The sequence below is a fragment of the Acutalibacter muris genome, assembly GCF_002201475.1.
GTDB lineage: Bacteria > Bacillota > Clostridia > Oscillospirales > Acutalibacteraceae > Acutalibacter > Acutalibacter muris.
On record NZ_CP021422.1, the window covers coordinates 2,589,007 to 2,614,598 of the forward strand.

The 25,592-nt window shown below is 58.5% G+C and carries 18 protein-coding genes; 6 read left to right on the forward strand and 12 right to left on the reverse strand.

The window, feature by feature from the left end; translation table 11 throughout:
• Positions 1 to 51 precede the first annotated feature (51 nt).
• Entirely contained in the window at positions 52 to 1,278 is a 1,227-nt protein-coding gene (locus ADH66_RS13175; RefSeq protein ID WP_066539805.1) for a helix-turn-helix transcriptional regulator, read from the reverse strand.
• 126 nt (positions 1,279 to 1,404) lie between these two features.
• Positions 1,405 to 3,048, reverse strand: a complete 1,644-nt coding sequence (locus ADH66_RS13180) for a SpaA isopeptide-forming pilin-related protein (protein WP_066539796.1) — start codon at positions 3,046 to 3,048, stop codon at positions 1,405 to 1,407.
• A gap of 417 nt (positions 3,049 to 3,465) precedes the next feature.
• Here ADH66_RS13180 and ADH66_RS13185 point away from each other — a divergent pair, with 417 nt between their 5' ends.
• From ADH66_RS13185 to ADH66_RS13200, 4 genes are all read left to right on the forward strand, one after another.
• Positions 3,466 to 5,478: a methyl-accepting chemotaxis protein gene (locus ADH66_RS13185; protein WP_066539793.1), complete on the forward strand. Its 2,013-nt coding sequence runs from the start codon at positions 3,466 to 3,468 to the stop codon at positions 5,476 to 5,478.
• A 44-nt stretch (positions 5,479 to 5,522) separates the two neighbouring features.
• Positions 5,523 to 6,626, forward strand: a complete 1,104-nt coding sequence (locus ADH66_RS13190) for a Gfo/Idh/MocA family protein (protein ID WP_066539787.1) — start codon at positions 5,523 to 5,525, stop codon at positions 6,624 to 6,626.
• Between the two features lie 61 nt (positions 6,627 to 6,687).
• A complete protein-coding gene (locus ADH66_RS13195; protein ID WP_066539785.1) occupies positions 6,688 to 8,100 on the forward strand; it encodes a TldD/PmbA family protein in 1,413 nt (470 codons plus the stop codon).
• Positions 8,101 to 8,114: 14 nt separating this feature from the next.
• Complete coding sequence (locus tag ADH66_RS13200; protein ID WP_066539782.1) at positions 8,115 to 9,395, forward strand: metallopeptidase TldD-related protein; 1,281 nt, start codon at positions 8,115 to 8,117, stop codon at positions 9,393 to 9,395.
• A gap of 52 nt (positions 9,396 to 9,447) precedes the next feature.
• Here ADH66_RS13200 and glpK read toward each other — a convergent pair whose 3' ends face one another.
• The 10 genes from glpK to ADH66_RS13250 all read right to left on the reverse strand — a co-directional run bounded on the left by glpK (position 9,448) and on the right by ADH66_RS13250 (position 23,002).
• A complete protein-coding gene (gene glpK, locus ADH66_RS13205) occupies positions 9,448 to 10,944 on the reverse strand; it encodes a glycerol kinase GlpK (protein WP_066539779.1) in 1,497 nt (498 codons plus the stop codon).
• A 137-nt stretch (positions 10,945 to 11,081) separates the two neighbouring features.
• Positions 11,082 to 11,471 carry a cytidine deaminase family protein gene (locus ADH66_RS13210; RefSeq protein WP_066539776.1) on the reverse strand — a complete coding sequence of 130 codons (390 nt, stop codon included), beginning with the start codon at positions 11,469 to 11,471 and terminating at the stop codon, positions 11,082 to 11,084.
• Between the two features lie 5 nt (positions 11,472 to 11,476).
• Entirely contained in the window at positions 11,477 to 12,652 is a 1,176-nt protein-coding gene (locus ADH66_RS13215) for an LL-diaminopimelate aminotransferase (protein WP_066539773.1), read from the reverse strand.
• A gap of 30 nt (positions 12,653 to 12,682) precedes the next feature.
• Positions 12,683 to 13,219 carry a GrpB family protein gene (locus ADH66_RS13220; RefSeq protein WP_066539770.1) on the reverse strand — a complete coding sequence of 179 codons (537 nt, stop codon included), beginning with the start codon at positions 13,217 to 13,219 and terminating at the stop codon, positions 12,683 to 12,685.
• A 64-nt stretch (positions 13,220 to 13,283) separates the two neighbouring features.
• A complete protein-coding gene (locus ADH66_RS13225; protein ID WP_066539768.1) occupies positions 13,284 to 14,897 on the reverse strand; it encodes a CTP synthase in 1,614 nt (537 codons plus the stop codon).
• A 110-nt stretch (positions 14,898 to 15,007) separates the two neighbouring features.
• Entirely contained in the window at positions 15,008 to 15,850 is an 843-nt protein-coding gene (gene dapF, locus ADH66_RS13230) for a diaminopimelate epimerase (protein ID WP_066539767.1), read from the reverse strand.
• A gap of 52 nt (positions 15,851 to 15,902) precedes the next feature.
• Positions 15,903 to 16,373, reverse strand: a complete 471-nt coding sequence (locus tag ADH66_RS13235; RefSeq protein ID WP_066539765.1) for an LURP-one-related/scramblase family protein — start codon at positions 16,371 to 16,373, stop codon at positions 15,903 to 15,905.
• Positions 16,374 to 16,386: 13 nt separating this feature from the next.
• Positions 16,387 to 17,766: a hypothetical protein gene (locus ADH66_RS13240; RefSeq protein WP_066539762.1), complete on the reverse strand. Its 1,380-nt coding sequence runs from the start codon at positions 17,764 to 17,766 to the stop codon at positions 16,387 to 16,389.
• A gap of 68 nt (positions 17,767 to 17,834) precedes the next feature.
• Positions 17,835 to 21,917, reverse strand: a complete 4,083-nt coding sequence (gene carB / locus ADH66_RS13245; protein ID WP_084384475.1) for a carbamoyl-phosphate synthase large subunit — start codon at positions 21,915 to 21,917, stop codon at positions 17,835 to 17,837.
• Positions 21,908 to 23,002, reverse strand: a complete 1,095-nt coding sequence (locus tag ADH66_RS13250) for a carbamoyl phosphate synthase small subunit (protein ID WP_066539759.1) — start codon at positions 23,000 to 23,002, stop codon at positions 21,908 to 21,910. Before ADH66_RS13250 ends, carB begins: the two co-directional genes overlap by 10 nt.
• Positions 23,003 to 23,172: 170 nt before the next feature.
• Here ADH66_RS13250 and ADH66_RS20130 point away from each other — a divergent pair, with 170 nt between their 5' ends.
• Positions 23,173 to 23,325 (forward strand): hypothetical protein, encoded by a 153-nt coding sequence (locus tag ADH66_RS20130; protein ID WP_157130680.1) that lies wholly within the window; start codon positions 23,173 to 23,175, stop codon positions 23,323 to 23,325.
• Positions 23,326 to 23,421: 96 nt separating this feature from the next.
• On the forward strand, positions 23,422 to 25,536 hold the full coding sequence (locus tag ADH66_RS13255) for a glutamine synthetase III family protein (protein ID WP_066539756.1): 2,115 nt from the start codon (positions 23,422 to 23,424) through the stop codon (positions 25,534 to 25,536).
• The last annotated feature ends 56 nt before the right edge of the window (positions 25,537 to 25,592 follow it).

A 25,592-nucleotide genomic window follows, 5' to 3' on the forward strand; every position in this document is an offset into this window, starting at 1 on the left:
CGGGAGATCTGCCCTTGGGGCAGGCCTCCCGCTTTTTCTGTTATTCCAGGGTCAAATAACTGAGGATATCTCCCTGAGAGCGTCTATTTCCAGTTCCTTGCTCCTTTGCAGTATTGCCATCAACACTTTTCTCTTTTCCTTGGCCTCCCCGGCAGTCTCGGGGGCCTTCAAGTCTCCCAGAAACTTTTCGCACATACCGGCGATCTCCTCGTATTTAGAAACTGCCGCCGTTATAGGGCGGCTGTCCAGGCCGTCTATCAGGCGCATACAGAGCTCCAAAAACTGCTTTATGCGGAGCTTTCCCTCATAATGGATAAAAATATGCGGGGAAAGGCACTCTATGGCCGCCATATCCTGATTGCTCTCTTTTTGAAGCTCCCGGCGCCAGTTATCGTATATGACCAAGCCGTACCCCACCAGCGGCTCGCCGGACACGCTCCTCTCGTTTTGCAGGAGCGCAAGCCCGTTTTTCAGCGCTTCCCGGCACTTTTCCGAAAGGGAAACCGGCTTTGTGCCCGGCTTTATCAGCAGCAGGTCCGGCTTTTTCACGTACCACTCCGAAAAGCTTTTTAGCTGCCCGAAGGACATGACGGAATTTTTCTCATCGTCGCCATCCAGGAAACTTAGGCCCTTCATCACCTTCCCCCGATGGGAGAATCCGGTGGCCAGTATCATATCCGAGTATTCCCGCGGCAGGATAAGCACAGGGTACCCGCTCAAGATATTCTCCACCGCAAGGCGGATAAAGTCCTCCTCTCCATAGTCTCCACCTCTGTGGACCTCCCCGCGAAGACCCAAGGTGGAAAGGCCTGATTCCAGCGCGTCCTCCGCCCCCCAGGAGTACCCAAAGCAGATAGAGGTGAACGCGGACTGAAGGACATATTCCGTGTCGTCATTTATCTGCCGCCCCATAGAGTCCCTGTGCTCCTCAAGCCCCATGAACAGCTTGACCGCCTGGAGCAGGGCCGGGTACGCCATACTTCGAGGCCATGTCCTGCCTGAAAAGTCCGCGATGGGTGCGTAAGGTAACAGGATTTGCTCAAAGTTCGCGTTTGCCGCGGGACAAGCGGCCTCCGGGAAAATAATGGCGTCTATGGTGCTGCCAAGGGCCTCCGCCAGCTCCACCAGCAGGGACAGCTCCGGCATGGCGCGGCCGTTCTCCCATTTGCTGACCGCCTGGGGGCTGATGTTCAGCCGGCCGGCAAGCTCCTCCTGGGTCAGCCCTCTGCTTTTCCTTAAATCCGTAATTTTCCGGCCTGTCTTTACGCTGTCAAGCATATCTTCTTCTCCTTATCCGATGGCTGGGATAGGGCAGGCTCGCCCTTCCATGATATTATAGGAGAACCCAGGGCATTTAACAATACCTGAGAGGTTGAATATTGAAGCAAAAAATCAACCTGTGGTTTATTCGGCACAGCAAAACCGGCGGGAGCCGTGTTTTGCACGGCTCCCGCCGGTTTCAGAGCCGCCCATATAGAACAGCGTGGTGCCTATGCCGCCTGTGGTGGGCAAAAGCGCGCCCTCTTTGGTATTTCCCACCTGGGTGGTAAGCTGAAGCTGGTCCCATTGGCCGCCCCAGGGCACATCTTTGCTGATAATGTCGGAGGGCGCGCCTCCGTCTATTGTATACTGGAATTTCTCCTTGCCGTCCGTTCCTGTTTCGGTATGGAAAATCTTTATTTCAATGGGCTCCCTCCGCCTGGCATAGCCCTCGGGGGCCTTTATTTCGTACAGATAGTAGGTGCCCGTAGGTATCCCCTCGAAATGAGTCACTCCGTTCAAATTCCACTTATCCGTCACTCTCACCATGGAAAGGCGTTCGGTTATACCCTGCGGCAAGGTGAACTCGCCCGTGTCCTTATCGAGCTTCGCCTCCAGCCACTGGACCTTATCCCCGGCGTGGTGGGTCTCGTCTGATTTCTGGTCGGACCAGTAGAACTTCCCCTCCTCGTTTTGCAGCACGAACTCCGCGCCGTCCAGCCCGATATTATTGTCTCCGCTGTCGCGCTTGTCTATGATGATGGTAAAATCATAGACATAGACCTTGTCCGTCAGACTCTCCCCGCCGAAGTAGTAGGTCACTTCATTATACTCCTCCGGCGTTTGTATCGCCTTGTTTATAACCGTAGCGGAATAGGAGAGGGTCAGCTTTGCCCCCGGATGAAGCTTTAAAAAGGCAAGGGTGCCGTTTTCGGCGCCGTCTTGGTTTCCGCCATCACCGCCAAGCTCGCCAAATCGGATAGCGAAGTGCTTTTTCTCATCTTCATTTTTACCGGTATCATACTCAATGCGGATCATGTCGCCGGGTTTGTCACTGAGCGTACACTCCGTCTCTCCTTTCTGGATGACATTTTTCCCATCAAGCGAGACCTCCACATCCTCATTTTGCCGCAGGCCGGCTGAGACGTTGTCCTCTATTGAGCACCCATAAGACCATTGATTGTCTCTCCACTCCTCCTCAGACGGCAGCGTAACCTCCACCTCAAAGCTGACCACGTCGCCGTCGTTGACGGTGGTCCAGTCCACCAGCTCGCCGTTTTCAAGCTTGATCTTCTTTACAATGCCGGGCCCCCCGCTCCCCTTCTTCTCAATACTGTAAACGCTGTCTTTAAGCTCAAACAGGCCCCCGGTACCGTCGGCATAGTCTATCAGGTAGTAGCCATAGGGCATTTTGCTGAATACGGCTTTTCCCTCTGTCACTTCGGCTATTCCTGTTGGAGAGAGGGGTTTGGCATGATTCAGAAAGGCCGTGACGGTGTCGCTGGAAACAGGCTCGCTGAGAATGGTCCATTCGGAACCCTCTCCACCGAAGTTGACGGACGTCACGCCGTTTTCGACCTTTACCTTGCCCGCCCAGCCCTCGGCCGCTTTGTACCCCTCGCCCTCGGGTATAAGTATCTGATAGAGTTCATATGTATTCCCGTTTTCCCCGTTGTTTACTGTCACTGAACCTGTCTTCGCTGTTTCGCCGGCAAAAGCGGGCACACATAGGGCCAGTATCAGTCCCAGGGCAAGCAGCATGGCAAATAATTTCCGTAAGTTTTTCATAGGTCTTCTCCCTTTCGCATAGAGCCTGTTAATAAATTCCCAATGCCTGCAAGACATTTTGCAAAAAAGCGTCAACCTATTTTTCACTCACAAGTAAAAATAAACATATGAAATCTTTGAAAATATCGTATGACAGATTTGCCTTTATGCAATTTATCTAAATATGGGTTAACACTAAATCCGGCATAAAGCAATGCCGTACAAGAATTGAACGAAAAATTTTTTCATTTTTTCTCAACGCATGAATAATTCTTTCAGAACATTAAAAATGCCAAATCCCATTACTTTCCGGCAGTCTGTTTCCGTAAGTTCTCATAGAACCCCCCGCCGCACACCGGGAAAAACCGGTTGCATATCCGGGCGGTATATGGTATAATTTTGCTGTTTATATATAGCATTTTTTGGAGGGATAGGAACATGAGTTCAAAAAGCAGCAATACCCCGGCCGCCGGAGCAGTCCGGCGGGGCTGGGGTATCACATGGAAGCTGGTCGTGGCCCTTGTGGGCAGCGTCCTCATCGGCGTGGGCGTCCTGCTGGGGGTTGTATACCTCCAGATGTCGGGCACACTGCTGGAGAGAAGCGAGGAGCTGCTCCAGTCCACCACCGGCAAGACTCTTCAGGAGACCAGGGCCTGGATGAACCGCACCCTTGCCATGCTGGAGACTCAGCGGGACACTATACAGTATGAGGACATGGACATACCCGCCCTGGAGGACTATATCAAGCACACGGTGGGCCAGAACGAGGCGTACCCCGCAGGACTGTATGTTGCCTTGACGGACGGTTCGCTGTACCACGCCTCGTTTGTGCCGGGGTCGGATTTTGACGCTACTTCCAAGAGCTGGTATCAGGACGGTCTCCGTTCCGAGGACTTTATCCTGGGCGACGTCTACTTTGACGAGGACAGCCAGTCCTATGTGGTGGGCGCCTCCGGCGTGCTGAAGGACAGCAAAGGACAGGTACGGGGCGTGGCCGCGGCGGACGTGTATCTTGACTCCATCTCAAAGATAGTCAGCGGCGTAAAGCTTGAGGACACCGGCGGCATCTTCCTGGTAGACACACGCACAGACACCATCATAGGCCATCAGGACAGCTCCATCACCGGCCAGACTTTAAGTAAACTGGACGGCGGGATGTACTCCTATGCCGCCGGGCAGATACGTGCCGGGAAGACCGGCCTTTCAGTTTATGAGGATACATATATACAGGTTGCAGAGGTCCCGGACAGCGACTGGACGGCGGTGGCCTATGTCTCCCGGGGAGAGGTCCTCCAGGAGCTGTACAGTCTGACGGCCACTATGCTTATTGTGGCGGTGCTGGCGGTGCTGCTACTCACCCTGCTGGTAGTGCTCCAGGTCCGGCGCATTATCGGCCGGCCGGTCCGGGAGCTGAGCCTTGCGGCCACTCGCATTGCCGAAGGAGAGCTGGACCAGACCATCAGCTATCATTCTAAAGATGAGCTGGGCGTGCTGGCGGACGACTTCAACCGGGTCACCCTGCGCCTGAAGGACTATGTGGTCTATATCAACGAGATATCTGAAAAGCTTGGGGAGATAGCCGCCGGCAACCTGGCCTTTACCCTTGAGAACGAGTATACAGGGGAGTTTGAAAAGATCAAACTGGCCCTCGACGAGATCTCCAGTTCACTTAACAGCGCTATGGGGCAGCTGCGCTCCGCTTCAAGCGATGTGGCCGCCGGCGCGGACCAGGTGTCCAGCGGAGCCATAAACCTGTCCCAGGGCACTACCGAGCAGGCCGCGGAGGTGGGCGCGCTGGTGGAGCATATCAACGCCATGTCCGACAGCGTGCACAACGTTGCCCAGGGCGCCCAGCAGGCCAACGACATCTCCCAGGAGGTAAAGTCAGGGCTGCTGGAGAGCAGCGGGAAGATGCAGAATATGACCGAGGTCCTACAGCGTGTCAGCAACAAATCAACGGAGATACACCAGATAGTGAAAACCATTGAGGACATCGCCTTCCAGACCAATATTCTGGCGCTGAACGCCGCCGTGGAGGCTGCCAGGGCCGGCACCGCCGGCAAGGGCTTCGCCGTGGTGGCCGACGAGGTGAGGAACCTTGCCAGCAAGTCCTCCGAGGCCGCCAAGAGGACCACCGTCCTCTTGAACCAGACGGTGGAATCCATGGAGAACAGCGTTCAGGCGGCCCATGATACGGCCGATTCCGTGCTGGAGGTGGTGGCCCGGGCAGAGGAGATGGGCAAGCTGATCGACAGCATCGCGGACTACACCAGACAGCAGGACGAGGACACAGTCCAGATAACCCACGGCCTCCAGCAGATCTCAGAGGTGGTCCAGAGCAACGCCGCCACCTCAGAGACCAGCGCCTCCGCCAGCGAGGAGCTGGCCAGCCAGGCCGCGATGCTGCGGGAGCTGGTGGCCAGGTTCCGGCTGAAGGGGCAGGAATTTTAGTTGACCCTATAGTAAATATAATAAACTTATAAGGAAGTGCTATTATGGAAAAACTCAGACTGGCAATAATCGGCACCGGCGGTATTTCAAACTCCCACGTGCGGGCCTATAAGCAGATGGAGGACGTGGAGATAGTGGCGGGGGCGGATATTATCCCCGGCAAGGCAAGGGAGGCCCTGGACCGCTGGGAGTTCCCGGAGGCCAAGGCCTATGAGGACACAGAGAAGATGCTCAGTGAGGTGAAGCCCGACGCCGTAAGCGTCTGCACCTACAACACCGCCCACGCGGTCTGCGCGGCGGCGGCTATGAAAGCCGGGGCCCATGTGCTCTTGGAGAAGCCCATGACCGTCACCCTGGAGGACGCACAGATGCTGCGCCGGGTGGAAAAGGAGACCGGGAAAATTCTCACCATCGGTTTCCAGCCACGGTATGACGACAGGATGAAGCGCATAAAGGAGGTCGTCCAGAGCGGGCGTCTGGGGGACGTGTACTACGTCCAGACCGGCGGTGGCCGGCGCAGGGGCATACCCGGCAGCACCTTTATCGAGGAGCGCTACGCGGGGGTGGGGGCTCTTGCGGATATCGGCTGCTATTCCCTGGACATGGTGCTCAACGCCCTGGGCTATCCGAAGCCCCTGACCGTCTCGGCGGTGAGCTTCGACCACTTCGGGAGGAATCCAAAGTACACCCCGCCCGAGGACGCGGCCCGGTTCTCGGTGGACGACTTCTGCGGGGCCTTCATACGCCTTGAGACCGGGGCGGTCCTTGACTTCCGTATGTCCTGGGCCATGCACATGGACACCACCGGCAGCACCATCTTCCTTGGCACGGACGCTGGGCTCAAGGTGGAGCCCGCCAACCCGGAATCCCTCTGGGGCGGGGCGTGGGACGGCTCCTGCGGCAACGTGACCCTTTTCCACGACGAGTTCGGCACCCCCACCCACACGCCCATACCTCTGCCCGCTCCCCGGGGTGATAAGCTGGACTGCTTCTATCACAAGTGCCGGTCCTTTGTGGACGCTGTTAAGACCGGCGGCAAGGCCCCCATACCCACCTCGGAGATAATTTATAACCAGGCCATTATCGACGGCATTATCCGCTCCTGTAAGTGCGGCCACGAGGTGGAGGTACATATAGAGGAAATTTAGGGATATCGGAGATGCGTCCGCGTCCCGCTTTTGCATAAATCAGAATAAAGGAGGCCCTTTTGTGTTTTCAAACTTAGACAATATCAGGCCCGCGCTGAAGTCGCTGGTAGCGGCGCTCAGGGAGGATTATCCCTACGCGTCCGTGCTGGCGGTGGAGGACGCGTGGCGGCGGTGGTCCGTGAGCCGGCAGGGCGTGAGTATCGACGCCTCCGGCTTTGGCGGCGGCACGGGGTTCGTGGTGCGGGTATTCGACGGCGTGGGCTGCGCGGAATATTCCTTCAATCAGTTTTCAGAGGAGCGCATACCGAAGATAAAGGCGCTGATTTCAGAGCGGCTTGCCGCCCAGAACAAGGCTCTGGGGGACATAGACCCACTGCCCACCCCCTTCCCCGCAGACGAGCCCGCAGCACTTTCAAAGCGGTGCGATTATAAGCTGGACCCCCGGGAGCTGGGGGACGAGGCCATCATACAGAAGCTCAGCTCTATCCGGGAGAAGGCCCTCAAGCTGGACGAGCGCATAATGGAGTCCCAGCTGGGCATGGCCCACAGGGCCTACCGCAAGGTCTTTATCAGCGGGAACAGGGACCTGGACCAGACCTATATGTGGACCACCTGTTCTTTGGCCATGATGGTCTCAAGGGGCCAGGAGCTGAAATACTCCTATCAGGGCTTCTCAAACCTGGGCGGCGCGGAGGTGCTGGACCAAGTGGAGAGCGGCCTTGAGGGCGTGGCAAGGACCGCCCTCGACCTGCTGGATTCACAGCCTATACCCCCCGGGGAATACGACTGTGTCTGCGACCCGGACACCACCGGCATGATCGTCCACGAAGCCTTCGGCCACGGGGTGGAGATGGATATGTTCGTTAAAGACAGGGCCCTGGGAAGGGAGTACATAGACAAGTACGTGGCAAGCGGGCTTGTTACCATGCACGACGGCAGCACCGTCCAGGAAGCCGCCACCATGGCCTTTGACGATGAGGGCACCCTTACCGGGGACACGGTGGTGATTGACAGGGGCGTGCTCAAGACCGGTATGTGTGACGCTCTCAGTGCCGCCCGCCTTGGGGTGAAGCCCACCGGCAACGGCCGCCGGGAGAGCTACGAGCGCAAGGCCTATACCCGCATGACCAACACCTATTTCGAGGCCGGGGAGCACAGTATGGAGGAGATGATATCCTCTATCAAATACGGTTTTCTTTTACAGCAGCCCAGCTCCGGCATGGAGGACCCCAAAAACTGGGGCATACAGTGCATGGTAAGCATTGCCCGGGAAATAAAGGACGGCAGGCTCACCGGCAAGGTCTTCTCCCCCATTGTGCTCACCGGCTATGTGCCGGACCTTCTGAAGTCTGTCAGCATGATGGGCGGGGACATGAAGCTCGCAGGCGGCGGCTTCTGCGGCAAGGGCTATAAGGAATGGGTCAAGGTCTCCGACGGCGGCCCCTGCATGAAGGCCCGCATACGGCTGGGCTAAGGAGGTAGAAAAGCATGATTGATAGAATAAAGAGCGCCCTTTCCGACTGCGGGATAAATCTATGGCGCATCAACGACAATACCGAGGAGACAGCGGAGCTGTTCTTTGTGAAGAAACAGCTGGACACCCGGCGCTTTAAGGACGTGCGCAAGTTCCAGGTGACGGTGTTCAGGGACGTGAAAAGGGACGGCGCGTCTCTCAGGGGCTTCACAAGCGTCACGCTGCTGGAGTCCATGAGCGACGGGCAGCTTCGGGAGGAGCTGAAAAACGCCTACTATGCCGCCCAGTTCGCCGCCAACCCCACCTATGAGCTGCCGGACCCCCTTAAGGCCCCCATAAAGGAGCAGACCGGGGAGCTCTGCGAGTCCCCTCTCATGGAGAGCGCCGGGAAGATGGCAAAGGCCCTGTTCGCCGCCGACGGCCAGAGCGACGCTTTTATCAACTCCGCGGAGATATTTCTCGTGCGCCGGAGGAGGCGTATACTGTCCTCTGAGGGCACGGACGTGTCCTATACGGACGCCAAGGTGAGCGGCGAGTTCGTGGTCCAGTGCAGGGAGCCCGAGGACGTGGAGATACACAACACCTTCTCCTATAACAGCCTTGACGCAGAGGCTCTTATGAAAAAGGTCCATGAGGCCCTCTCCTTCGTGAGGGACCGGGCCAGGGCCAAGCGGATACTCAAGAGCGGCAAATACGACGTGGTGCTCAGCGGGGACGCGGTGGCCAGTGTGCTGTCCTATTATGACAGCCGCTCCTCAGCCCATATGATCTACCCCAAATATTCCACCTGGCAGGTGGGCGACAGCGTCCAGGGAGAGGATATCCCCGGGGCGAAGCTGGACATCGACCTATGCGCCACGGAGCCCTACAGCGAGGAGGGCATACCCATGGAGGACCTGCCGCTTTTGCGGGAGGGGAAATTGCAGGCCCTCCACGGCAACAACCGCTTCTGCCGCTATCTTGGCATAAAGCCCACCGGTATGTACAGAAAGCTGCGCTGTGAAAACACCGGCAAGAGCTTTGAGGAGCTGAAAAAGGGACCCTGCCTTTGGGCGGTGACCTTCTCCAACTTTGACATGGACGCCATGAGCGGGCATTTCGGCGGGGAGATACGGCTGGCGTACCTGATAGATGGGGACAGCGTTACGCCGGTTACCGGCGGCTCTATTAACGGCAGCCTGCTGGAGACCCAGGGTAACCTGCAGTTCTCCAGCGACAGGTATGAGGCGGCGGATTACTCCGGGCCCTACGGATTGCGCATTAACGGCGTGAACGTGGCCGGTACGGACGACTAAATTTAACCAGACGAAAAAGTAAAGGCCCGGGGCTCTCCCGGACCTTTACTTTTTATATTTCCGCCCAGCCCCGGCTGCGCTCCACGGCCCTGTGCCAGCGGGCCAGGTTCCGCTCCCGCAGCTCGGGGGTGCAGCTTGGGGTAAAGGTCTGCTCCTCCCGCCAGAGCTCTGTCAGCTCCTCCTGGCTGTCCCAGAGCCCCACGGAGAGCCCCGCCAGCATGGCCGAGCCCAGGGCCGTGGTCTCAAGGCACACCGGCCGCTTTACGTGCCGGTCGGACACGTCGGCCTGGTACTGCATAAGGAAACGGCTCCTTGAAGCCCCGCCGTCCACACGGAGCTCTAAAAGGTTCACCCCGGCCTCCTGTTCCATGACGTGTATCAGGTCGTAGCTCTCGTGGGCTATGCTCTCCAGCACCGCCCGGCACACATGAGCCCGCTGGGTGCCCCGGGTTATGCCCAGAAGGGCCCCTCTTGCGTACATATCCCAGTAGGGGGCGCCCAGCCCTGTAAAGGCCGGGACAAAGCTGACCCCGCCGCTGTCCTCCACGGACTCCGCCAGCCGGTCGGCCTCCTGGGGGGTCTCTATTATTTTCAGCTCGTCCCTAAGCCACTGGAGGGCAGAGCCCGCGTTAAAGGCGCTGCCCTCCAGGGCGTACACCGTCTTTCCGTTCAGCTTCCAGGCCACCGTGGTCAGCAGGTCCTTCGACTGCACCGGCTCCTCCCCGGTGTTCATCAGCACAAAGCAGCCTGTGCCGTAGGTGTTCTTCGCCATGCCCTTCTCAAAGCAGCACTGGCCAAAGAGAGCCGCGTGCTGATCCCCGGCCATGCCCGCGATGGGTATCTCCCGGCCCAAAAGGGTCTTGCTGCATATGCCGATGTCCCCGCCGCACTCCACTATCCTGGGCAGTGCGCTCTCGGGGATCCCCAGCTTCTTGAGCAAGGCCCCGTCCCAGCAGTGCTTGTTTATGTCCATGAGCATAGTGCGTGAGGCGTTGGAGATGTCCGTCACAAAGGACCTGCCCTCGGTGAGGGAGAACACCAGCCAGCTGTCGATGGTACCCAGCCGCAGGCGGCCCTTGCCGGCCAGCTCCCGGGCGGCGGGGACATTGTCCAATATCCACTTCATCTTTGTGCCGGAGAAGTAGGGGTCGATAAGCAGGCCGGTGGTGCTCTTGATGTACTCCCCCATGCCGTCGGCGGCAAGGCGTTCGCACTCCGGGGCGGTGCGGCGGCACTGCCAGACGATGGCGTTGCAGACGGGTATGCCGGTTTGGCTGTCCCAGGCCACGGTGGTCTCCCTCTGGTTCGTGATGCTTATGGCCGCCACGTCTTCGGCGGAGACTCCGGCCTTCGCCACCGCCGCCCGGCAGACATATATCACCGTCTGGAGTATCTTCACCGCGTCGTGCTCCACGTAGCCGGGCTGGGGGTATATCTGGGGGAACTCCTGCTGGGCCACGGCGGCTATGCCGCCCAGCGCGTCGAAAAGTATGGCGCGGGTACTGGTGGTGCCCTGGTCTATGGCCAGTATGTACTTGCCTAGGGTCATAAAATCACCGACTTTCTATGTTTTTTTAGCCTTACCGCTTTTTCATGTGCAAAATCAAGAAACTTCCTTATAGCCAGTTTTGCCTATCTCTCCCATCAACCGGGCCCCGGCCAAAGGCGTTTTATATCCCCGGCATATCATATCCACCACTCCGGGGTGAGCTCCCCCAAGGTCACGACCCTCTTGCTCTCATAGTCCATGAGTATCTCTATATTCTTGTAGCCCTCCGGCATAAGCTGCACCATCAGCTCCCGACACGCGCCGCAGGGAGCGCCTGACTTTCCGTCGGGCATGATGGCAATGACCCGCTTTATCTCCTGCTCACCACAGGTTATCATGTTGAAGATGGCGTTGCGCTCGGCGCAGATGCCAAGGGTCGAGCAGGTGTCTATGCAGACCCCGGTATATATCTTCCCGGAACCCGAAAGCACCGCGGCGGCGACTCCGCCAGCCTCTATGTATTCCGATATCCTCCTGTCGTTCTGCACGGCTTTTGCCGCCTGGTACATTTTCTCCCATGTCTCCATAAGCTTTACCCCTTCTTTATGCGCTCCATGGCTTCCTTCGTCTTCTCCGCGTCCCCAAAGGCCGACAGCCTCATACACCCCGCGCCGTTCTTACCGAAGCCCTCGCCGGGGGTGCCCACTATCTGCTTTTCGTTGAGAAGATAGTCAAAATACTCCCAGCCGCCCATATTGTCCGGGCACTTGAACCATACGTAGGGGGAGTTCTCGCCGCCGGTGAACCAGTAGCCCAGCTCCCTGAGAGCGTCCACCATCACCCCGGCGTTGCGCTTATAGTAGGCCACGGCGTCCCGGGTCTGTTTAATGCCCTCGGGAGTGAACACGGCTTCGGCTGCCCGCTGGGTGATATAGTTCACGCCGTTGAACTTGCTGCCCTGGCGGCGCTGCCAGAGGGCGGCCACGGACACGCCGTCGAAGCAGAGCTCCTTCTTTATCACCGTGTAGCCGCAGCGCATACCTGTAAAGCCCGCTGTCTTTGACAGGGAGCAGAACTCTATGGCGCATTTCTCCGCGCCGGGTATCTCGAAGATGCTCCTGGGCAGGCCGGGAGACACGAAGCTCTCATAGGCCGAGTCAAAGAGTATCACGGCCTTCTGGTCCAGGGCGTAGTCCACCCAGGCCTGAAGCTGCTCTCTATTATACACAGCGCCGGTGGGGTTATTGGGTGAGCAAATGTATATGATGTCGGCGGGGTGGTCCGCCTTGGGCATGGGCAGGAAGCCATTTTCCATGTTGGCGTCGGCGTAGACAATTTCCCTGCCGGACATGATGTTGGTGTCCACATACACCGGGTACACCGGGTCCGGGACCAGGACGGTGTTGGCGTCGTCGAAAATATCCACGATATTGCCCACGTCGGACTTGGCCCCGTCGCCCACAAATATCTCCTCGGCCTCCACGTCCACGCCGAGACTCTGGTAGTAGCCCGCGATAGCTTCACGCAGGAAGGGGTAGCCGTTGCTGTCCGGGGAATAGCCCCGGAAGGTCTCCTTCTTGGCCATCTCGTCGGTGGCTTTGTGCATGGCCTCTATCACCACCGGGGCAAGGGGCAGGGTCACGTCGCCGATGCCCATACGGATAAGCTGGTTATCCGGGTGCTTTTCGGTGAACTCGTTGACCTTCTTTGCGATGGTTACGAACAAGTAGCTCTGCTCTAAATTCTGAAAATTGCCGTTTAGCTTCACTCTGTATCGATCCTTTCTGTTATAATGCCCTCAGTCTTGCTCTTTCCCGGCCGCGTATGCCCTCGCTTCGGCAAGCGTGTGCTCCATATAGCCCTGCTTGCCGTCGGTATAGGCCGTCTGCACGTTATTACACTCTTTTTGAAGCCTGATTTTCAGCGCTTCATACTCCCTGGCCTTTTCGGGAAAGGCGTTCATATAGTCCCGCAGGTCCACATAGTTGTGCCACTGTAGGCTGTCATACTCCAATATATGCACCTGGTGCGTGCGCACCAGCTCCTCGGTCTCCAGCACGTAGAGCAGGTTGCTTGAAAAACGGTTGTGGCGCTCCTGAAAGCCCCGCTCTGTAAGCCGCCCCAGCGGCAGACCCTCCATGCTTTCAACGCCCACGGCAATGTCAATAATCGGCTTTGCTTTAATGCCGTTAATGGCCGTGCTGCCGATGTGCTGAATATCCTCGGCGCTGTCCCCGAAGACCTCCCAGAGCACCCGGATGGTCTCCTGTGCCCAATCTGCCCATGCGGGATCGTGGTGGCTAAGGCTCACTGTGCCGCGCTTTAGTCCTGTCATAATATGTACCTCCTGCTATATTTCTTGATAAATCACAAAAGTATAGCAGAAAGCCCTTCTGTTGTCAAGCCTTTTCCTCAGAATATTCTACTGCCGCGCCGATAAAGCCCTTGAAAAGCGGGTGGGCCCGGTTGGGTCTGCTCTTGAACTCCGGATGGAACTGACCCGCCACGAAGAAGCGCTTGTCCGGCAGCTCCACAGACTCCACCAAGCGGCCGTCAGGAGAGGTGCCGCTTATCTTCATGCCGTTCTGCTCGACGGTCTCCCGGAACTCGTTGTTGAACTCATAGCGGTGGCGGTGCCGCTCGTCTATAAGCTCTTTGCCGTAGCACTGTGCCATTTTTGTGCCGGGCTTTATCTCACAGGGGTAGCTGCCCAGGCGCAGGGTGCCGCCCTTATTTATGTCGGCGTTCTGGTCGGGCATGAAGTCTATGACCTTGTTAAGACCGTACTCGTCGAACTCGCCGGAATTTGCGCCCGCTATGCCGCAGACGTTCCGGCAGAACTCTATCACCGCCACCTGCATACCCAGGCATATGCCGAGATATGGTATGTCCCGCTCCCGGGCAAACTTTGCCGCCAGCACCATGCCCTCAATGCCCCGGCTACCAAAGCCCCCGGGGATAATTATACCGTGGCAGTCCCCCAGGCGGGTGGCCACGTTCTCCTCGTCCAGGGTCTCGGAGTCCACCCAGTCGATGTCCACCCTGGCGCTGTGGTCATAGCCCGCGTGGGCCAGGGCCTCCATGACGGAGAGGTACGCGTCGTGGAGCTTCACGTACTTGCCCACAAGGGCTATGCGCACGGTGCGCTTGCGGCCGCGTATCTTTTCCACCATACCCAGCCACTCGCTCATGTTGGGCTCTGGGGTGGTAAGGTTCAGCTCACGGCAGACTATGTCGGAGAATTTGCTCTTTTCCAGCATTATGGGCGCTTCATAGAGCACGGGTATGGTCAGGTTCTCGATAACGCAGTCCGAACGCACGTTGCAGAACATGGCTATCTTCTCGAATATACTGTGGTCGTCTATGGGCACGTCCGTGCGCAGGACTATTATGTTCGGCTTTATGCCCATGCCCTGGAGCTCCTTGACGGAGTGCTGGGTGGGCTTCGACTTATGCTCCCCGGAGCCCTTCAGGTAGGGCACCAGGGTCACATGTATGAACAGGGAGTTCTCCGGCCCCACCTCCTGGCTGACCTGCCGGATGGCCTCTAAAAAGGGCTGGCTCTCGATGTCTCCCGCCGTGCCGCCTATTTCCGTTATCACTATGTCGGCGTTGTTCTTGCTGCCCACGCTGTAGATAAAGCTCTTTATCTCCGAGGTGATATGAGGTATCACCTGGATGGTCTCCCCCAGGTACTCCCCCCGGCGCTCCTTATTCAGCACGTTCCAGTACACCTTGCCGGTGGTAAGGTTGGAGAACTTGTTGAGGTCCTCGTCGATGAACCGCTCATAGTGGCCCAGGTCCAGGTCCGTCTCAAGGCCGTCCTCGGTGACATACACCTCGCCGTGCTGATAGGGGCTCATGGTGCCCGGGTCCACGTTGATGTATGGGTCCAGCTTCTGGGCGGCCACCTTCAGACCCCGGGATTTCAACAGGCGGCCCAAGGACGCCGCCGTTATGCCCTTGCCAAGGCCGGAGACCACGCCGCCGGTTACAAATATGTACTTTGCCATGTTAATCCTCTCCTTTTTAAGACCTTGGGACTCTGTCCCAAACCCTGCCGCCTTTGAAAAGGCGGACTTCACAAAGTGAAGTCATCGAAACATTTTTCCCTTCGCTTCGCTCAGACTTCTATTTCGCCGTCGAACACCTTCACGGCCTCGCCGGTCATGCGCACCCGCTCGTCGGTATAGTTTATCACCAGGTCCCCGCCCCGCAGATGTACGGTGATATCCTCACCCATTTTACAGTATCCGTTAAGGCACGCCGCCACCGCCGCCGCGCAGGCCCCGGTGCCGCAGGCCATGGTCTCCCCGCTGCCCCGCTCCCAGACCCGCATTTTAAGAGTGTGGCTGTCTATGACCTCTATAAACTCCGTGTTCACCCCCTGGGGGAATATGGGGTCCTTCTCGAACCTGGGGCCAACAGTTTCCAGGTCCAGCTCCATGGGGTCGCCGCCGAACAGTACGCAGTGGGGGTTGCCCATGGACACACAGGTGACCTCATACTCGCCCCCGGCCACGGACACCGTCTCCCCGACTATCCGCTCTCCGGGCAGGCTGACAGGTATCCTCCCCGGCACAAGCTCCGCCCGGCCCATGTCAACAGTCACAGCCACAGCTTCGCCGTTCTTCTCTATTATATCACAATATTTCACGCCGCTCAACGTGTCTATCTCCAAATGCTTCTTATGGGCAAGTCCAGTGTCGTACAGGAACTTCGCCACGCAACGTATACCGTTGCCGCACATCATGGCTTCACTGCCGTCGGCGTTGAAAATGCGCATCCTTCCGTCGGCAATGTCCGAGGGGCAGACCATTATGATGCCGTCGCCGCCCACCCCCTTATGCCTGTCGGAAAGGCGTATGGAGAGGGTCTCGGGGTCTTCTATATTCTGGCTGAAGCAGTCAAAGTACACATAGTCGTTGCCGCAGCCGTGCATTTTCGTGAATTTCAGGGTCCCCATAATTTACCTCCAATTCTATGCTCTGTTACACAGAGTTGAGGTGCAAAGCACCTCAATCTCTTGAGCACTTCTCCGCGTCAATAGCCAGCACGAACATCAGCGCGTAGAGCGCGTCGTCCGGGCTCATGACGTCGAGGGTGTACGTGTCCGTCCAGTTCCAGAGCTCCTTGCTTATTACCGCCAGCACGTCGCCCATGGGCCCGAGGAGGGTATAGTCCCACTCGGTCCAGTCGCCCTGTATCTGCCAGCCGTTGAAATCTATGTTGTACTTGGGCTTAAAGAAGGTGAATTCCTTGCTTATGGAGCCTATGTACTGCTCCCCCAGGTACACCTCGAACCTGGGCATCCATGTGAGCACCTTCTCCTTCACCGTGCCTATCTCATAACCCTCAGGGTCAAATATCTTCAGGCAGTGCCCCCAGCTGAGCTGGCCCTTCACGGTATAGGCCACGCTGCCGTCCTCGTAGTAGATGTCATAGCTGTCCAGCCACGAAAACATTCTTTGTTTAAATAGCAGCTTCATTTTTTCTCCTTACTCACTCTATTGTAAATTCCAACGCCCCGAAATCCTCATGGCAAAGACGGTACTGCCCCGCTCTGCACAGCGCGTCCGCGGGCACGACAAACCCCTGCTCTGCCTCGTCCTCTCTGCCAATGCCCACCGCGCCCAGGATTTGGTTTTCCAAGTCCGCCGGGCGGTACACCGTGTGCCAGGCTCCGTCGTACAGATAGTCGACCCTCAAATTGTCGGGGTCCGGGTTCGGAAGCTCTCCGTCGCCGGAGACCTTCACACTCAAGACCTTCAGCTCCAAATCGTCCATGTGAAAGTCCTGTATGGACACAAGCTCTGCCGAAACGCCCTCAACGCTTGCCGGCTCCTCCGCGTCCTCCCAGCGGGGGAACAGCGGTCCGTCCGCCGGCATCTCAAAGGTGCCCGCCTCGGTATGGTAATAAATTGTGCTTGACGTGGAGCTCTCCGGCTCGCTGTCCTCACCGCCCTCGGGCACAGTCACCTTTACGAACCACTCCCCCTCACGCTCCCAGAAGGTGTCAAGAGCATGGGCGGGAAGCTGTGCCCAGAACCCGAAGCCCTCCTCGTTCTTCCAGCGCAGGCGCACCTGTAGCGGCCTGCCGTCAGCGGTGGCATGGACGGTGGATATCTCATAGCCCTCGTGCCCCTCTGCCGGCTCCCAGCCGGGGAATTTGAAGTCCTCTACAGCCTGACGGTCCTCGGGGAAGGGGGTGGGCTCGGGAGTGGGAAGGGGGTTGCCGTCAGCGTCGAAGGGCCCGGCTATGTCGGGCCAAGGGCCGTCAGGACCAATATCCTCGCCCTTACCGGTAAGCCCCTCAGGGGGAAGCCACCAGCTTGGGGTGACCCACTGGCCTTCGGGCAATGGCTTATAGGTCGCGGCAAACTCCCAGCCGCGCACCAAGTAGCCGTAGTTCAGCCAATTCCACTCCCGGGCCCAGAGCCTCAGCTCCTCCTCAGAAAGCCCCGCCAGCCTTGCCAGCTCGCTGTCCTCCTGGGGGCTTTGGAACGTGAAGCGGAAGACCCCCTCATGACACACGCCGTCGGCGATGGTGTCCTCGCCGTAGAGCCCGGTCACAGCCTCGTCATTTATCCACCAGAGTTCGCTCCCGGCAAGATGAGCTCCGCTCTCCACCAAGTCCAGCTCGAACTGCAGGTTCTCCAGCAGGCCCTTGTTCCCAGCGTAGGCGGCAAAGGAGTTGACCCCATCCCCCCAACCCTCTATCGTTTCGGGCTCATAGGGCTCCACGTCCCGCTCCGCCGCCCGGCTGACCTCTCCCGCCCTCCCGGCCCCGCCGGTCTCCGGCTCGCCGTCCACCGGCAGGCACCCCGGCAGCGTCAGCAGCAGGGCCGCCATAAGCAGTACAACAGCTGTAAATTTCTTCATATTTATCGCTCCTTTTAAGATAGTATTGCAGCTCCTACTATTAAAGTCGCAAAAAATCCCGGGGTATTTTAAACCTCCACCTCGCCGTCAAAAATTTTTACGGCCTCGCCGGTCATTATGACCCTTTCGTCGGTGTAGTTTATTTTAAGCTCGCCGCCCTTTAAGAGCACCCGGATATCCTGTCCCTTGGGACAGAAGCCGTTCAGGGCAGCGGCCACCACCGCCGCGCAGGTGCCCGTGCCGCAGGCCATGGTCTCCCCGCTGCCACGCTCCCAGATTCGTGCCTTTAGGGTGCGGCTGTCTATGACCTCTACAAAGCCCACGTTCACCCGCTGGGGGAACAGGGGGTCGCGCTCAATCACTGAGCCCAGCTTCTCCACGTCCACCTTGTCCACCGAGGACACAAACAGGGTAACATGGGGGTTGCCCAAGGAACAGCAGGTTATCTCCCTCTGCTCCCCGGCAAGCTCCACCCGGCGGCCTATCACCGGCCCGCCCGGGAGCTTCACAGGCACTGTTTCGGGCTCCAGGCTGACCCTTCCCATGTCCACCGCCACCTGATGGCACAGGCCGTTCTTTGTAATGACTGTGCACTCCTTAACGCCGCTTTTGGCCTCGATACGCATAACCGCCCGGCCCACGCCCGCGGGAGTGCCCCTGACTATGCCGTTATCGAACAGGTACTTGGCGACGCACCTTATGCCGTTGCCGCACATCCAGCCTTCGCTGCCGTCCCGGTTGAACATGGTCATCTTCGCGTCGGCACAGTCCGAGGGGCCGATGAGTATCACGCCGTCACCGCCCACGCCGTTATGCCTGTCCGAAAGGCTCACCGCCAGGGACTCGGGCGAGGACACCCGGTTCTTTGGGTCAAAGCAGTTCACATATACATAGTCGTTGGAGCAGGCGGACATCTTCGTAAACCTTATCCTCTGCTTCTCCTCTTTAAGGTCGTTGATATCCACCAGCTCGATGTTCTCGGGGGTGTACCGGCTCATAAGGGAGTCCGCCAGGGCGTTGGCCGTGTCTATGGCCGTAAGGCAGGGTATGCCCAGAAGGCTTGCCTTGCGCCGTATCTTCACGCTGTCCCGGGCGGGGTTGCGGCCCTTGGCAGAGGTGGAGATGACATAGTTCACCTGCCCGCTCTCCAGAAGGGTGATGGTGTTGTGGCCGGAGTTCTCGTGTATCTTGTCCACCACCATCACGTTAAGCCCGGCCTTAAAGAGCACCAGGGCCGTGCCCCCCGTGGCGTAGAGCTTGAAGCCCAGCCGGTCGAATTTCTTTGCTATCTCGGCAATCTCCGACTTGTCCTGGTCCCGGACGGTTATAAATACGCCGCCGCCCTTGTGCATATTGTGGCCCGAGGCCACCAGCCCCTTATAGAGGGCCTCCTCAAGGCTTGTGCCGATGCCCAATACCTCGCCGGTGGACTTCATCTCCGGCCCCAGGTGGGTGTCCACGTCCGCCAGCTTCTCGAAGGAGAACACCGGCACCTTCACCGCTACGTAGGGCGAGGGCTTATAGAGCCCTGTGCCGAAGCCCAGGTCCCGGAGCTTATACCCAAGGCTCACCTTAGTTGCCAGGTCGCACATGGGCACGCCGGTGACCTTGCTGATATAGGGCACCGTCCGGGAGGCCCGGGGGTTCACCTCTATCACATATATCTCGCCGTCCATTATGATATACTGTAGGTTTATAAGCCCTATGCCGTGGAGCTCCCGGCAGAGGGTCTCGGTGGTGGCCACTATCTTCGCGCTCATGCCGTCGTCAATGTCCGAGGCCGGGTATACGGCTATACTGTCGCCGGAGTGTATTCCTGTGCGCTCCACGTGCTCCATGATGCCGGGGATCAGTATCTCCTCGCCGTCGCAGATGGCGTCCACCTCTATCTCCATGCCCGAGAGGTACTTGTCGATAAGCACCGGGTTGTCCTGCTTGGTGGAGAGGATTATCCGCATATACTCCTCAATGTCCTCCGGGCAGGTGGCGATTATCATGTTCTGTCCGCCCAGCACGTAGGAGGGCCGCATAAGCACGGGATAGCCCAGCTGCTCCGCCGCCTCCAACGCCTCCCCGGCGGTCATCACCGTGGAACCCCTGGGGCGCTTTATGCCCGAGCGCTCCAGCAATTCGTCAAAACGCTCCCTGTCCTCGGCCATGTCTATGGTGTCGGCAGAGGAGCCCAGAATGGGTATATTGTTTGCCGCCAGGGTCTTTGTAAGCTTTATGGCCGTCTGCCCGCCGAAGGCCACCACCACGCCGAGGGGCTTCTCGATATTTATAATGTCCATCACGTCCTCGGGGGACAGGGGCTCGAAGTACAGCCTGTCGCCGGTGTCGAAGTCAGTGGAGACGGTCTCGGGGTTATTGTTGACTATCACCACCTGATAGCCCAGCTTTTGCAGGGCCATAACGCAGTGTACGCTGGCGTAGTCGAACTCAATGCCCTGGCCTATGCGTATGGGCCCGGAGCCCAGCACCATAATGGTCTGTTTGTCCCCTTTATCACGGATAAACTCCGCGGCCTCGTCCTCCCCGCCGCTTTCCGGGGTGTCATAGGTAGCGTAAAAGTAGGGGGTATGGGCGGCGAACTCTCCCGCGCAGGTGTCCACCATCTTGAAGGTGGTCTGGCGCTTATAGTCCACCTTGCAGCCCGAGAGCCTTGCTATGGCCGCGTCCGGGTATCCCCGCCGCTTGCCCCTGGTGTAGAGTTCCTCGGTAAGCTGGCCTTTCATAAGCTCCCGCTCGTAGTCCAGCAGGTTCATAAGCTTCGAGAGGAACCACCGGTCTATCATGGTCAGTTCATAGAGCTCGTCCACGGTCTTCCCGCGCTTTAGGAGCTCATACACGGCGAACAGCCTCTCGTCGGTGGCGTGCTCAGCTATGCGCAGAAGGGTGTTCTCGTCCTCGTCCGCAAACTTCTTCATATTCAGGGTGTCAAGCCCTATCTCCGCCCCGCGCACGGCCTTCATCAGGGCCATCTCGAAGCTGTCGGCAATGCTCATAACCTCGCCGGTGGCCTTCATCTGGGTGCCCAGGTCCCGCTTGGCGTACACGAACTTGTCAAAGGGCCACTTGGGGAACTTCACCGCCACATAGTCTATGGTGGGCTCAAAGGCCGCGTAGGTCACGCCGGTGACCGCGTTCTTTATCTCGTCCAGCCTGTAGCCGATGGCTATCTTGGTGGCAACCTTCGCTATGGGATAGCCCGTGGCCTTTGAGGCCAGGGCCGAGGAGCGGCTGACCCGGGGGTTCACCTCTATGACGGCGTACTCGAAGCTGGTGGGATGCAGGGCAAACTGGCAGTTGCAGCCGCCCTCTACTCCCAGCTCGTTTACTATATCCAAAGCCGCCGTGCGCAGCATCTGGTACTCCTTGTCCGAGAGGGTCACCGCCGGGGCGATGACTATGGAGTCGCCGGTGTGCACCCCCACCGGGTCCAGGTTCTCCATGGAGCAGATGGTGATGGCGTTGCCCGCGCCGTCCCGCATGACCTCGAACTCTATCTCCTTCCACCCGGCAATGCTTTTTTCCACCAGCACCTGGGTGATGGGCGACAGGGCCAGGCCGTTGGCGGTTATCTCCCTAAGTTCATGGGGGTCGTTTACTATGCCGCCGCCGGTGCCGCCCAGGGTGAAGGCCGGCCGGATTATCACCGGGTAGCCTATCTCACCGGCAAAGGCCTCCGCGTCCTCCACGGTGGTCACCACCTTTGAGGGCACACAGGGCTGGCCGATGCGTTCCATGGCGTCCTTGAAGAGCTGCCTGTCCTCGGCCTTGTCTATGGTCTCCGGGCCCGCGCCCAGCAGCCGCACGTTGTGCTTATCCAAAAAGCCCTCTTTGGCAAGCTGCATGGAGAGGGTCAGCCCCGTCTGTCCGCCGAAGCCGGAGAGTATGCTGTCAGGCCTCTCCTTCTCGATGATGCGCTTGACGGTGGTAAGATTAAGCGGCTCGATATATATGCGGTCGGCCATGGCCTGGTCGGTCATGATGGTGGCCGGGTTAGAGTTCACCAGCACTATCTCTATGCCGTCCTCCCGAAGGGCCCGGCAGGCCTGGGTCCCGGCGTAGTCGAACTCTGCGGCCTGGCCTATGACTATGGGGCCGGAGCCTATGACTAAAACTTTCTTGATGTCTTTATTCAGCGGCATACAGATGACCCTCCTATCATACTAAAGAACCTGTCAAACAGCCACTCCGTGTCCAGGGGCCCCGCGCAGGCCTCCGGATGAAACTGGGTGGTAAAGGCGTTGCAGTCGGTGTACCGCACACCCTCGCAGGTGCCGTCGTTCACGTTCACATAGAGCTCCCGGCCCTTTTCAGCCGGTATGCTGCCGCCCACAACGGCATAGCCGTGGTTCTGGCTGGTGATGTACACCCGGCCGGTCTCCAGGTCCTTCACCGGCTGGTTCTCGCCCCTATGTCCGTACTTGAGCTTCTCGGTCCGGGCACCGTGGGCCAGGGCCAGCAGCTGGTGTCCTAAACATATGCCGAACATGGGCTTGCCCAGCTTGTATATCTCTTTAAGGTTCTCTATAAGCTCCACGTTCTCCGCCGGGTCCCCGGGGCCGTTTGAGAGCATTATGCCGTCTACGCCCATATCAGAGAGCTCCCGGGCGGTGGTGGTACATGGGCATACCGTGACCTTCGCCCCGCGCTTCACAAGGCACTCCCCTATGCTTTTCTTCATGCCGTAGTCCATCAGGGCTATATGGAGCCTCGCGTCAGAACTGCCCATTGCATAGGGCTCTTTGGTGGAAACCTCCCGCACCACGCCCTGCACCTTATAGGCCCTTATGGCCCCGATATCGGCCTTATCAGGGTCCGAGGTTATCATGCCGTTCATGACCCCCTTCTCCCGTATTATCTTTGTGAGGGTCCGGGTGTCTATGCCCTCCAGGGCGCAAAGTCCCCGGTCTTTAAAAAAGGCGTCAAGGCTGCCCTCTGAACGGAAGTTAGAAGGAGCTTGGCACCAAGCTTTAACGATATATCCCCGGGGGCCCACCACGCCGCTCTCAAAGTCGGCGGGTATCACACCGTAATTGCCAATAAGGGGGAAGGTCTGAACCACTATCTGCCCCCAATAGCTGGGGTCGGTTATGGTCTCAAGATACCCGCCCATGCCGGTGGTGAAAACCACCTCCGCCATAAGCTCCCCCGGGGCCCCGAACCTTCGCCCCTGGAAGACCCGGCCGTTTTCCAGCACCAGATACGCTTTTTCGCCTATACGCTCCATACGCAACACGTCCCTTTCTTTTGACCTATTCAATCTTATATATTGTACAGGAAAAGCCGCCGGAGCGCAAGGGGTAATTTTCACTTTTTTAATGTTCCGCGCTCTGGCGGCTTGACAAATCCCTGTGGCGTTGGTAAAATAAGTGTAGAAAAAGAAAGGAGGGCAGACATATGCCTACTGACAGAGAGTCCACAGAAATAAAGAAGTCCATGGCCTATGACCTGTTTAACATCCTCGACACCACCTCGGACAAAGACCACTATACCACTGAGGAAATTAAAGCGCTTATCAGAGCGTACATCGCGGGAGCAGACAAAGCTTAGTCCAAAATTTCAGGCGTTGAAGGGTAACCCTTCTTCGCCTTCCTTCTTATAATGTCTTATAATGATATGAAACCTGATAGAAAGAGTGGTCTGTTTATGGCAAACTGTTCCGAAAACCGCAAGTCCGTCCCGGAGCTGTTCGGCAGCGCCGTCTTTAACGACGACGTGATGATGGAGCGCCTCCCCAAGGACGTGTACCGTTCCCTGCGCAAGACCATCGACGAGGGCAAGGACCTGGACCTGACCGTCGCAAACGCCGTGGCCACGGCCATGAAGGACTGGGCCGTGGAGCTGGGCGCCACCCACTATACCCACTGGTTCCAGCCTTTAAACGGCGTCACCGCCGAGAAGCACGACAGCTTCATCTCCCCCACCAGCGACGGCCGGGTGATAATGCAGTTCTCCGGCAAAGAGCTCATTAAGGGCGAGCCGGACGCCTCCAGTTTCCCCTCGGGGGGCCTTCGGGCCACCTTCGAGGCCCGGGGCTACACGGCCTGGGACCCCACCTCCTATGCCTTTGTAAAGGGCGGCTCGCTGTACATACCCACCGCCTTCTGCTCCTACAGCGGAGAGGTACTTGACAAGAAGACCCCGCTTCTGCGCTCTATGGAGGCGCTCTCCACCCAGGCCCTGGGAATACTGCGGCTTTTGGGGGATGACAAGACCCAGCAGGTCATCACCACCGTGGGGCCCGAGCAGGAGTATTTCCTTATAGACAAGGAGCTCTATAAAAAGCGGCGGGACCTGATGTTCACCGGCCGCACCCTCTTTGGGGCAAGGGCCCCCAAGGGTCAGGAGCTGGAGGACCACTACTACGGGGCCATAAAGCCCAGGGTGGCCGAGTTCATGCGGGACCTGGACCGGGAGCTCTGGAAGCTGGGGATTTTGGCCAAGACCAAGCACAACGAGGTGGCCCCCGCCCAGCACGAGCTGGCCCCCATTTTCAGCACCACCAATACCGCCTGCGACCACAACCAGCTGACCATGGAGGTCATGCGCAACGTGGCCGACAGGCACGGCCTTGTCTGCCTGCTGCACGAGAAGCCCTTTGCCGGGGTCAACGGCAGCGGCAAGCACAACAACTGGTCCCTTCAGACGGACACGGGCAAAAACCTTCTGGACCCGGGCAAGCGGCCCTGGGAGAACCTGCCCTTCCTGCTGATACTGGCCGCCGTGGTAAAGGGCGTGGACGAGTACCAGGACCTTCTTCGGATATCCGTGGCCTCGGCGGGCAACGACCACCGGCTGGGGGCCAACGAGGCTCCCCCCGCCATAATCTCCATGTTCCTGGGAGATGACCTGACGGCGCTGCTTACGGATATCGAGACCGGCAAGCCCTGCGGGAATCTGGCTGAGAAAAAGCTTCAGACCGGCGTGCGGGTGCTGCCGGACCTTAATATGGACAACACCGACCGCAACCGCACCTCCCCCTTCGCCTTTACGGGGAACAAGTTCGAGTTCCGCTCTCTGGGCTCGGCCATCTCCATCGCCTGTCCAAATATAATGCTCAATACCATCGTGGCCGAGGAACTCAGGCAGTTCTCCCAGGAGCTTAAGGGTCAGGCGGATATGCCAAAGGCCGTGAACGCCCTGGTGCGCCGGGTGGTAAGCGGGCACAAGCGCATAATCTTCAACGGCGACGGCTACTCCGAGCAGTGGGTCGAAGAAGCGCGCCGCCGGGGGCTTCTGAACCTGCGCACCACCGTGGACGCCCTGCCGAGATACCTGGATCAGAAAAACGTGGAGCTTTTCCGGCGGCACAGGATATACACGGAGGCCGAGATGGAGGCCCGGTATGAGACCATCATGGAGGAATACGTAAAGACCCTTAACATCGAGAGCCTTACCATGACCGGCATGGTGCGCCAGGAGATCATACCGGCGGTGAGCGGGTATGTCTCGGAGCTTGCCCAGGCTGTTGCCGGTAAGCGTGCGGTGCTCTCCGGGCTGCCCTGCACGGCTGAGAGCCAGCTTATAGAGAAGCTCTCGACCCTTCTGGACCGGGCCTATGCCCAGGTGGAGGAGCTGGAGGAGAGCCTCGGCGACCCCCGGGCCGCCAGCGAGAATATCCTCAGCGCCGCCACCCACTACCGGGACACGGTCATTCCGGCCATGGAGCGGCTGCGGCTGACGATAGATGAGCTTGAGCAGAACGCGGCCAGAGAGCACTGGCCCTATCCCACCTATGCCGACCTGATGTTCAGCATATAGCGCTTATAACAGATTGATATAAGACCTTGGGAAGTCTAACTTTCAGGAGTTGATGG

What these genes read in the sequence shown, in the direction of transcription:
- carB (WP_084384475.1), bottom strand. Translation starts at nt 21,917, where the DNA reads ATGCCGCTGAATAAAGACATCAAGAAAGTTTTAGTCATAGGCTCCGGC.
- ADH66_RS13255 (WP_066539756.1), top strand. Translation starts at nt 23,422, where the DNA reads ATGGCAAACTGTTCCGAAAACCGCAAGTCCGTCCCGGAGCTGTTCGGC.
- dapF (WP_066539767.1), bottom strand. Translation starts at nt 15,850, where the DNA reads ATGGGGACCCTGAAATTCACGAAAATGCACGGCTGCGGCAACGACTAT.
- ADH66_RS13240 (WP_066539762.1), bottom strand. Translation starts at nt 17,766, where the DNA reads ATGAAGAAATTTACAGCTGTTGTACTGCTTATGGCGGCCCTGCTGCTG.
- ADH66_RS13235 (WP_066539765.1), bottom strand. Translation starts at nt 16,373, where the DNA reads ATGAAGCTGCTATTTAAACAAAGAATGTTTTCGTGGCTGGACAGCTAT.
- ADH66_RS13185 (WP_066539793.1), top strand. Translation starts at nt 3,466, where the DNA reads ATGAGTTCAAAAAGCAGCAATACCCCGGCCGCCGGAGCAGTCCGGCGG.
- ADH66_RS13225 (WP_066539768.1), bottom strand. Translation starts at nt 14,897, where the DNA reads ATGGCAAAGTACATATTTGTAACCGGCGGCGTGGTCTCCGGCCTTGGC.
- ADH66_RS13180 (WP_066539796.1), bottom strand. Translation starts at nt 3,048, where the DNA reads ATGAAAAACTTACGGAAATTATTTGCCATGCTGCTTGCCCTGGGACTG.
- glpK (WP_066539779.1), bottom strand. Translation starts at nt 10,944, where the DNA reads ATGACCCTAGGCAAGTACATACTGGCCATAGACCAGGGCACCACCAGT.
- ADH66_RS13200 (WP_066539782.1), top strand. Translation starts at nt 8,115, where the DNA reads ATGATTGATAGAATAAAGAGCGCCCTTTCCGACTGCGGGATAAATCTA.
- ADH66_RS13250 (WP_066539759.1), bottom strand. Translation starts at nt 23,002, where the DNA reads ATGGAGCGTATAGGCGAAAAAGCGTATCTGGTGCTGGAAAACGGCCGG.
- ADH66_RS13210 (WP_066539776.1), bottom strand. Translation starts at nt 11,471, where the DNA reads ATGGAGACATGGGAGAAAATGTACCAGGCGGCAAAAGCCGTGCAGAAC.
- ADH66_RS13190 (WP_066539787.1), top strand. Translation starts at nt 5,523, where the DNA reads ATGGAAAAACTCAGACTGGCAATAATCGGCACCGGCGGTATTTCAAAC.
- ADH66_RS13175 (WP_066539805.1), bottom strand. Translation starts at nt 1,278, where the DNA reads ATGCTTGACAGCGTAAAGACAGGCCGGAAAATTACGGATTTAAGGAAA.
- ADH66_RS20130 (WP_157130680.1), top strand. Translation starts at nt 23,173, where the DNA reads ATGCCTACTGACAGAGAGTCCACAGAAATAAAGAAGTCCATGGCCTAT.
- ADH66_RS13220 (WP_066539770.1), bottom strand. Translation starts at nt 13,219, where the DNA reads ATGACAGGACTAAAGCGCGGCACAGTGAGCCTTAGCCACCACGATCCC.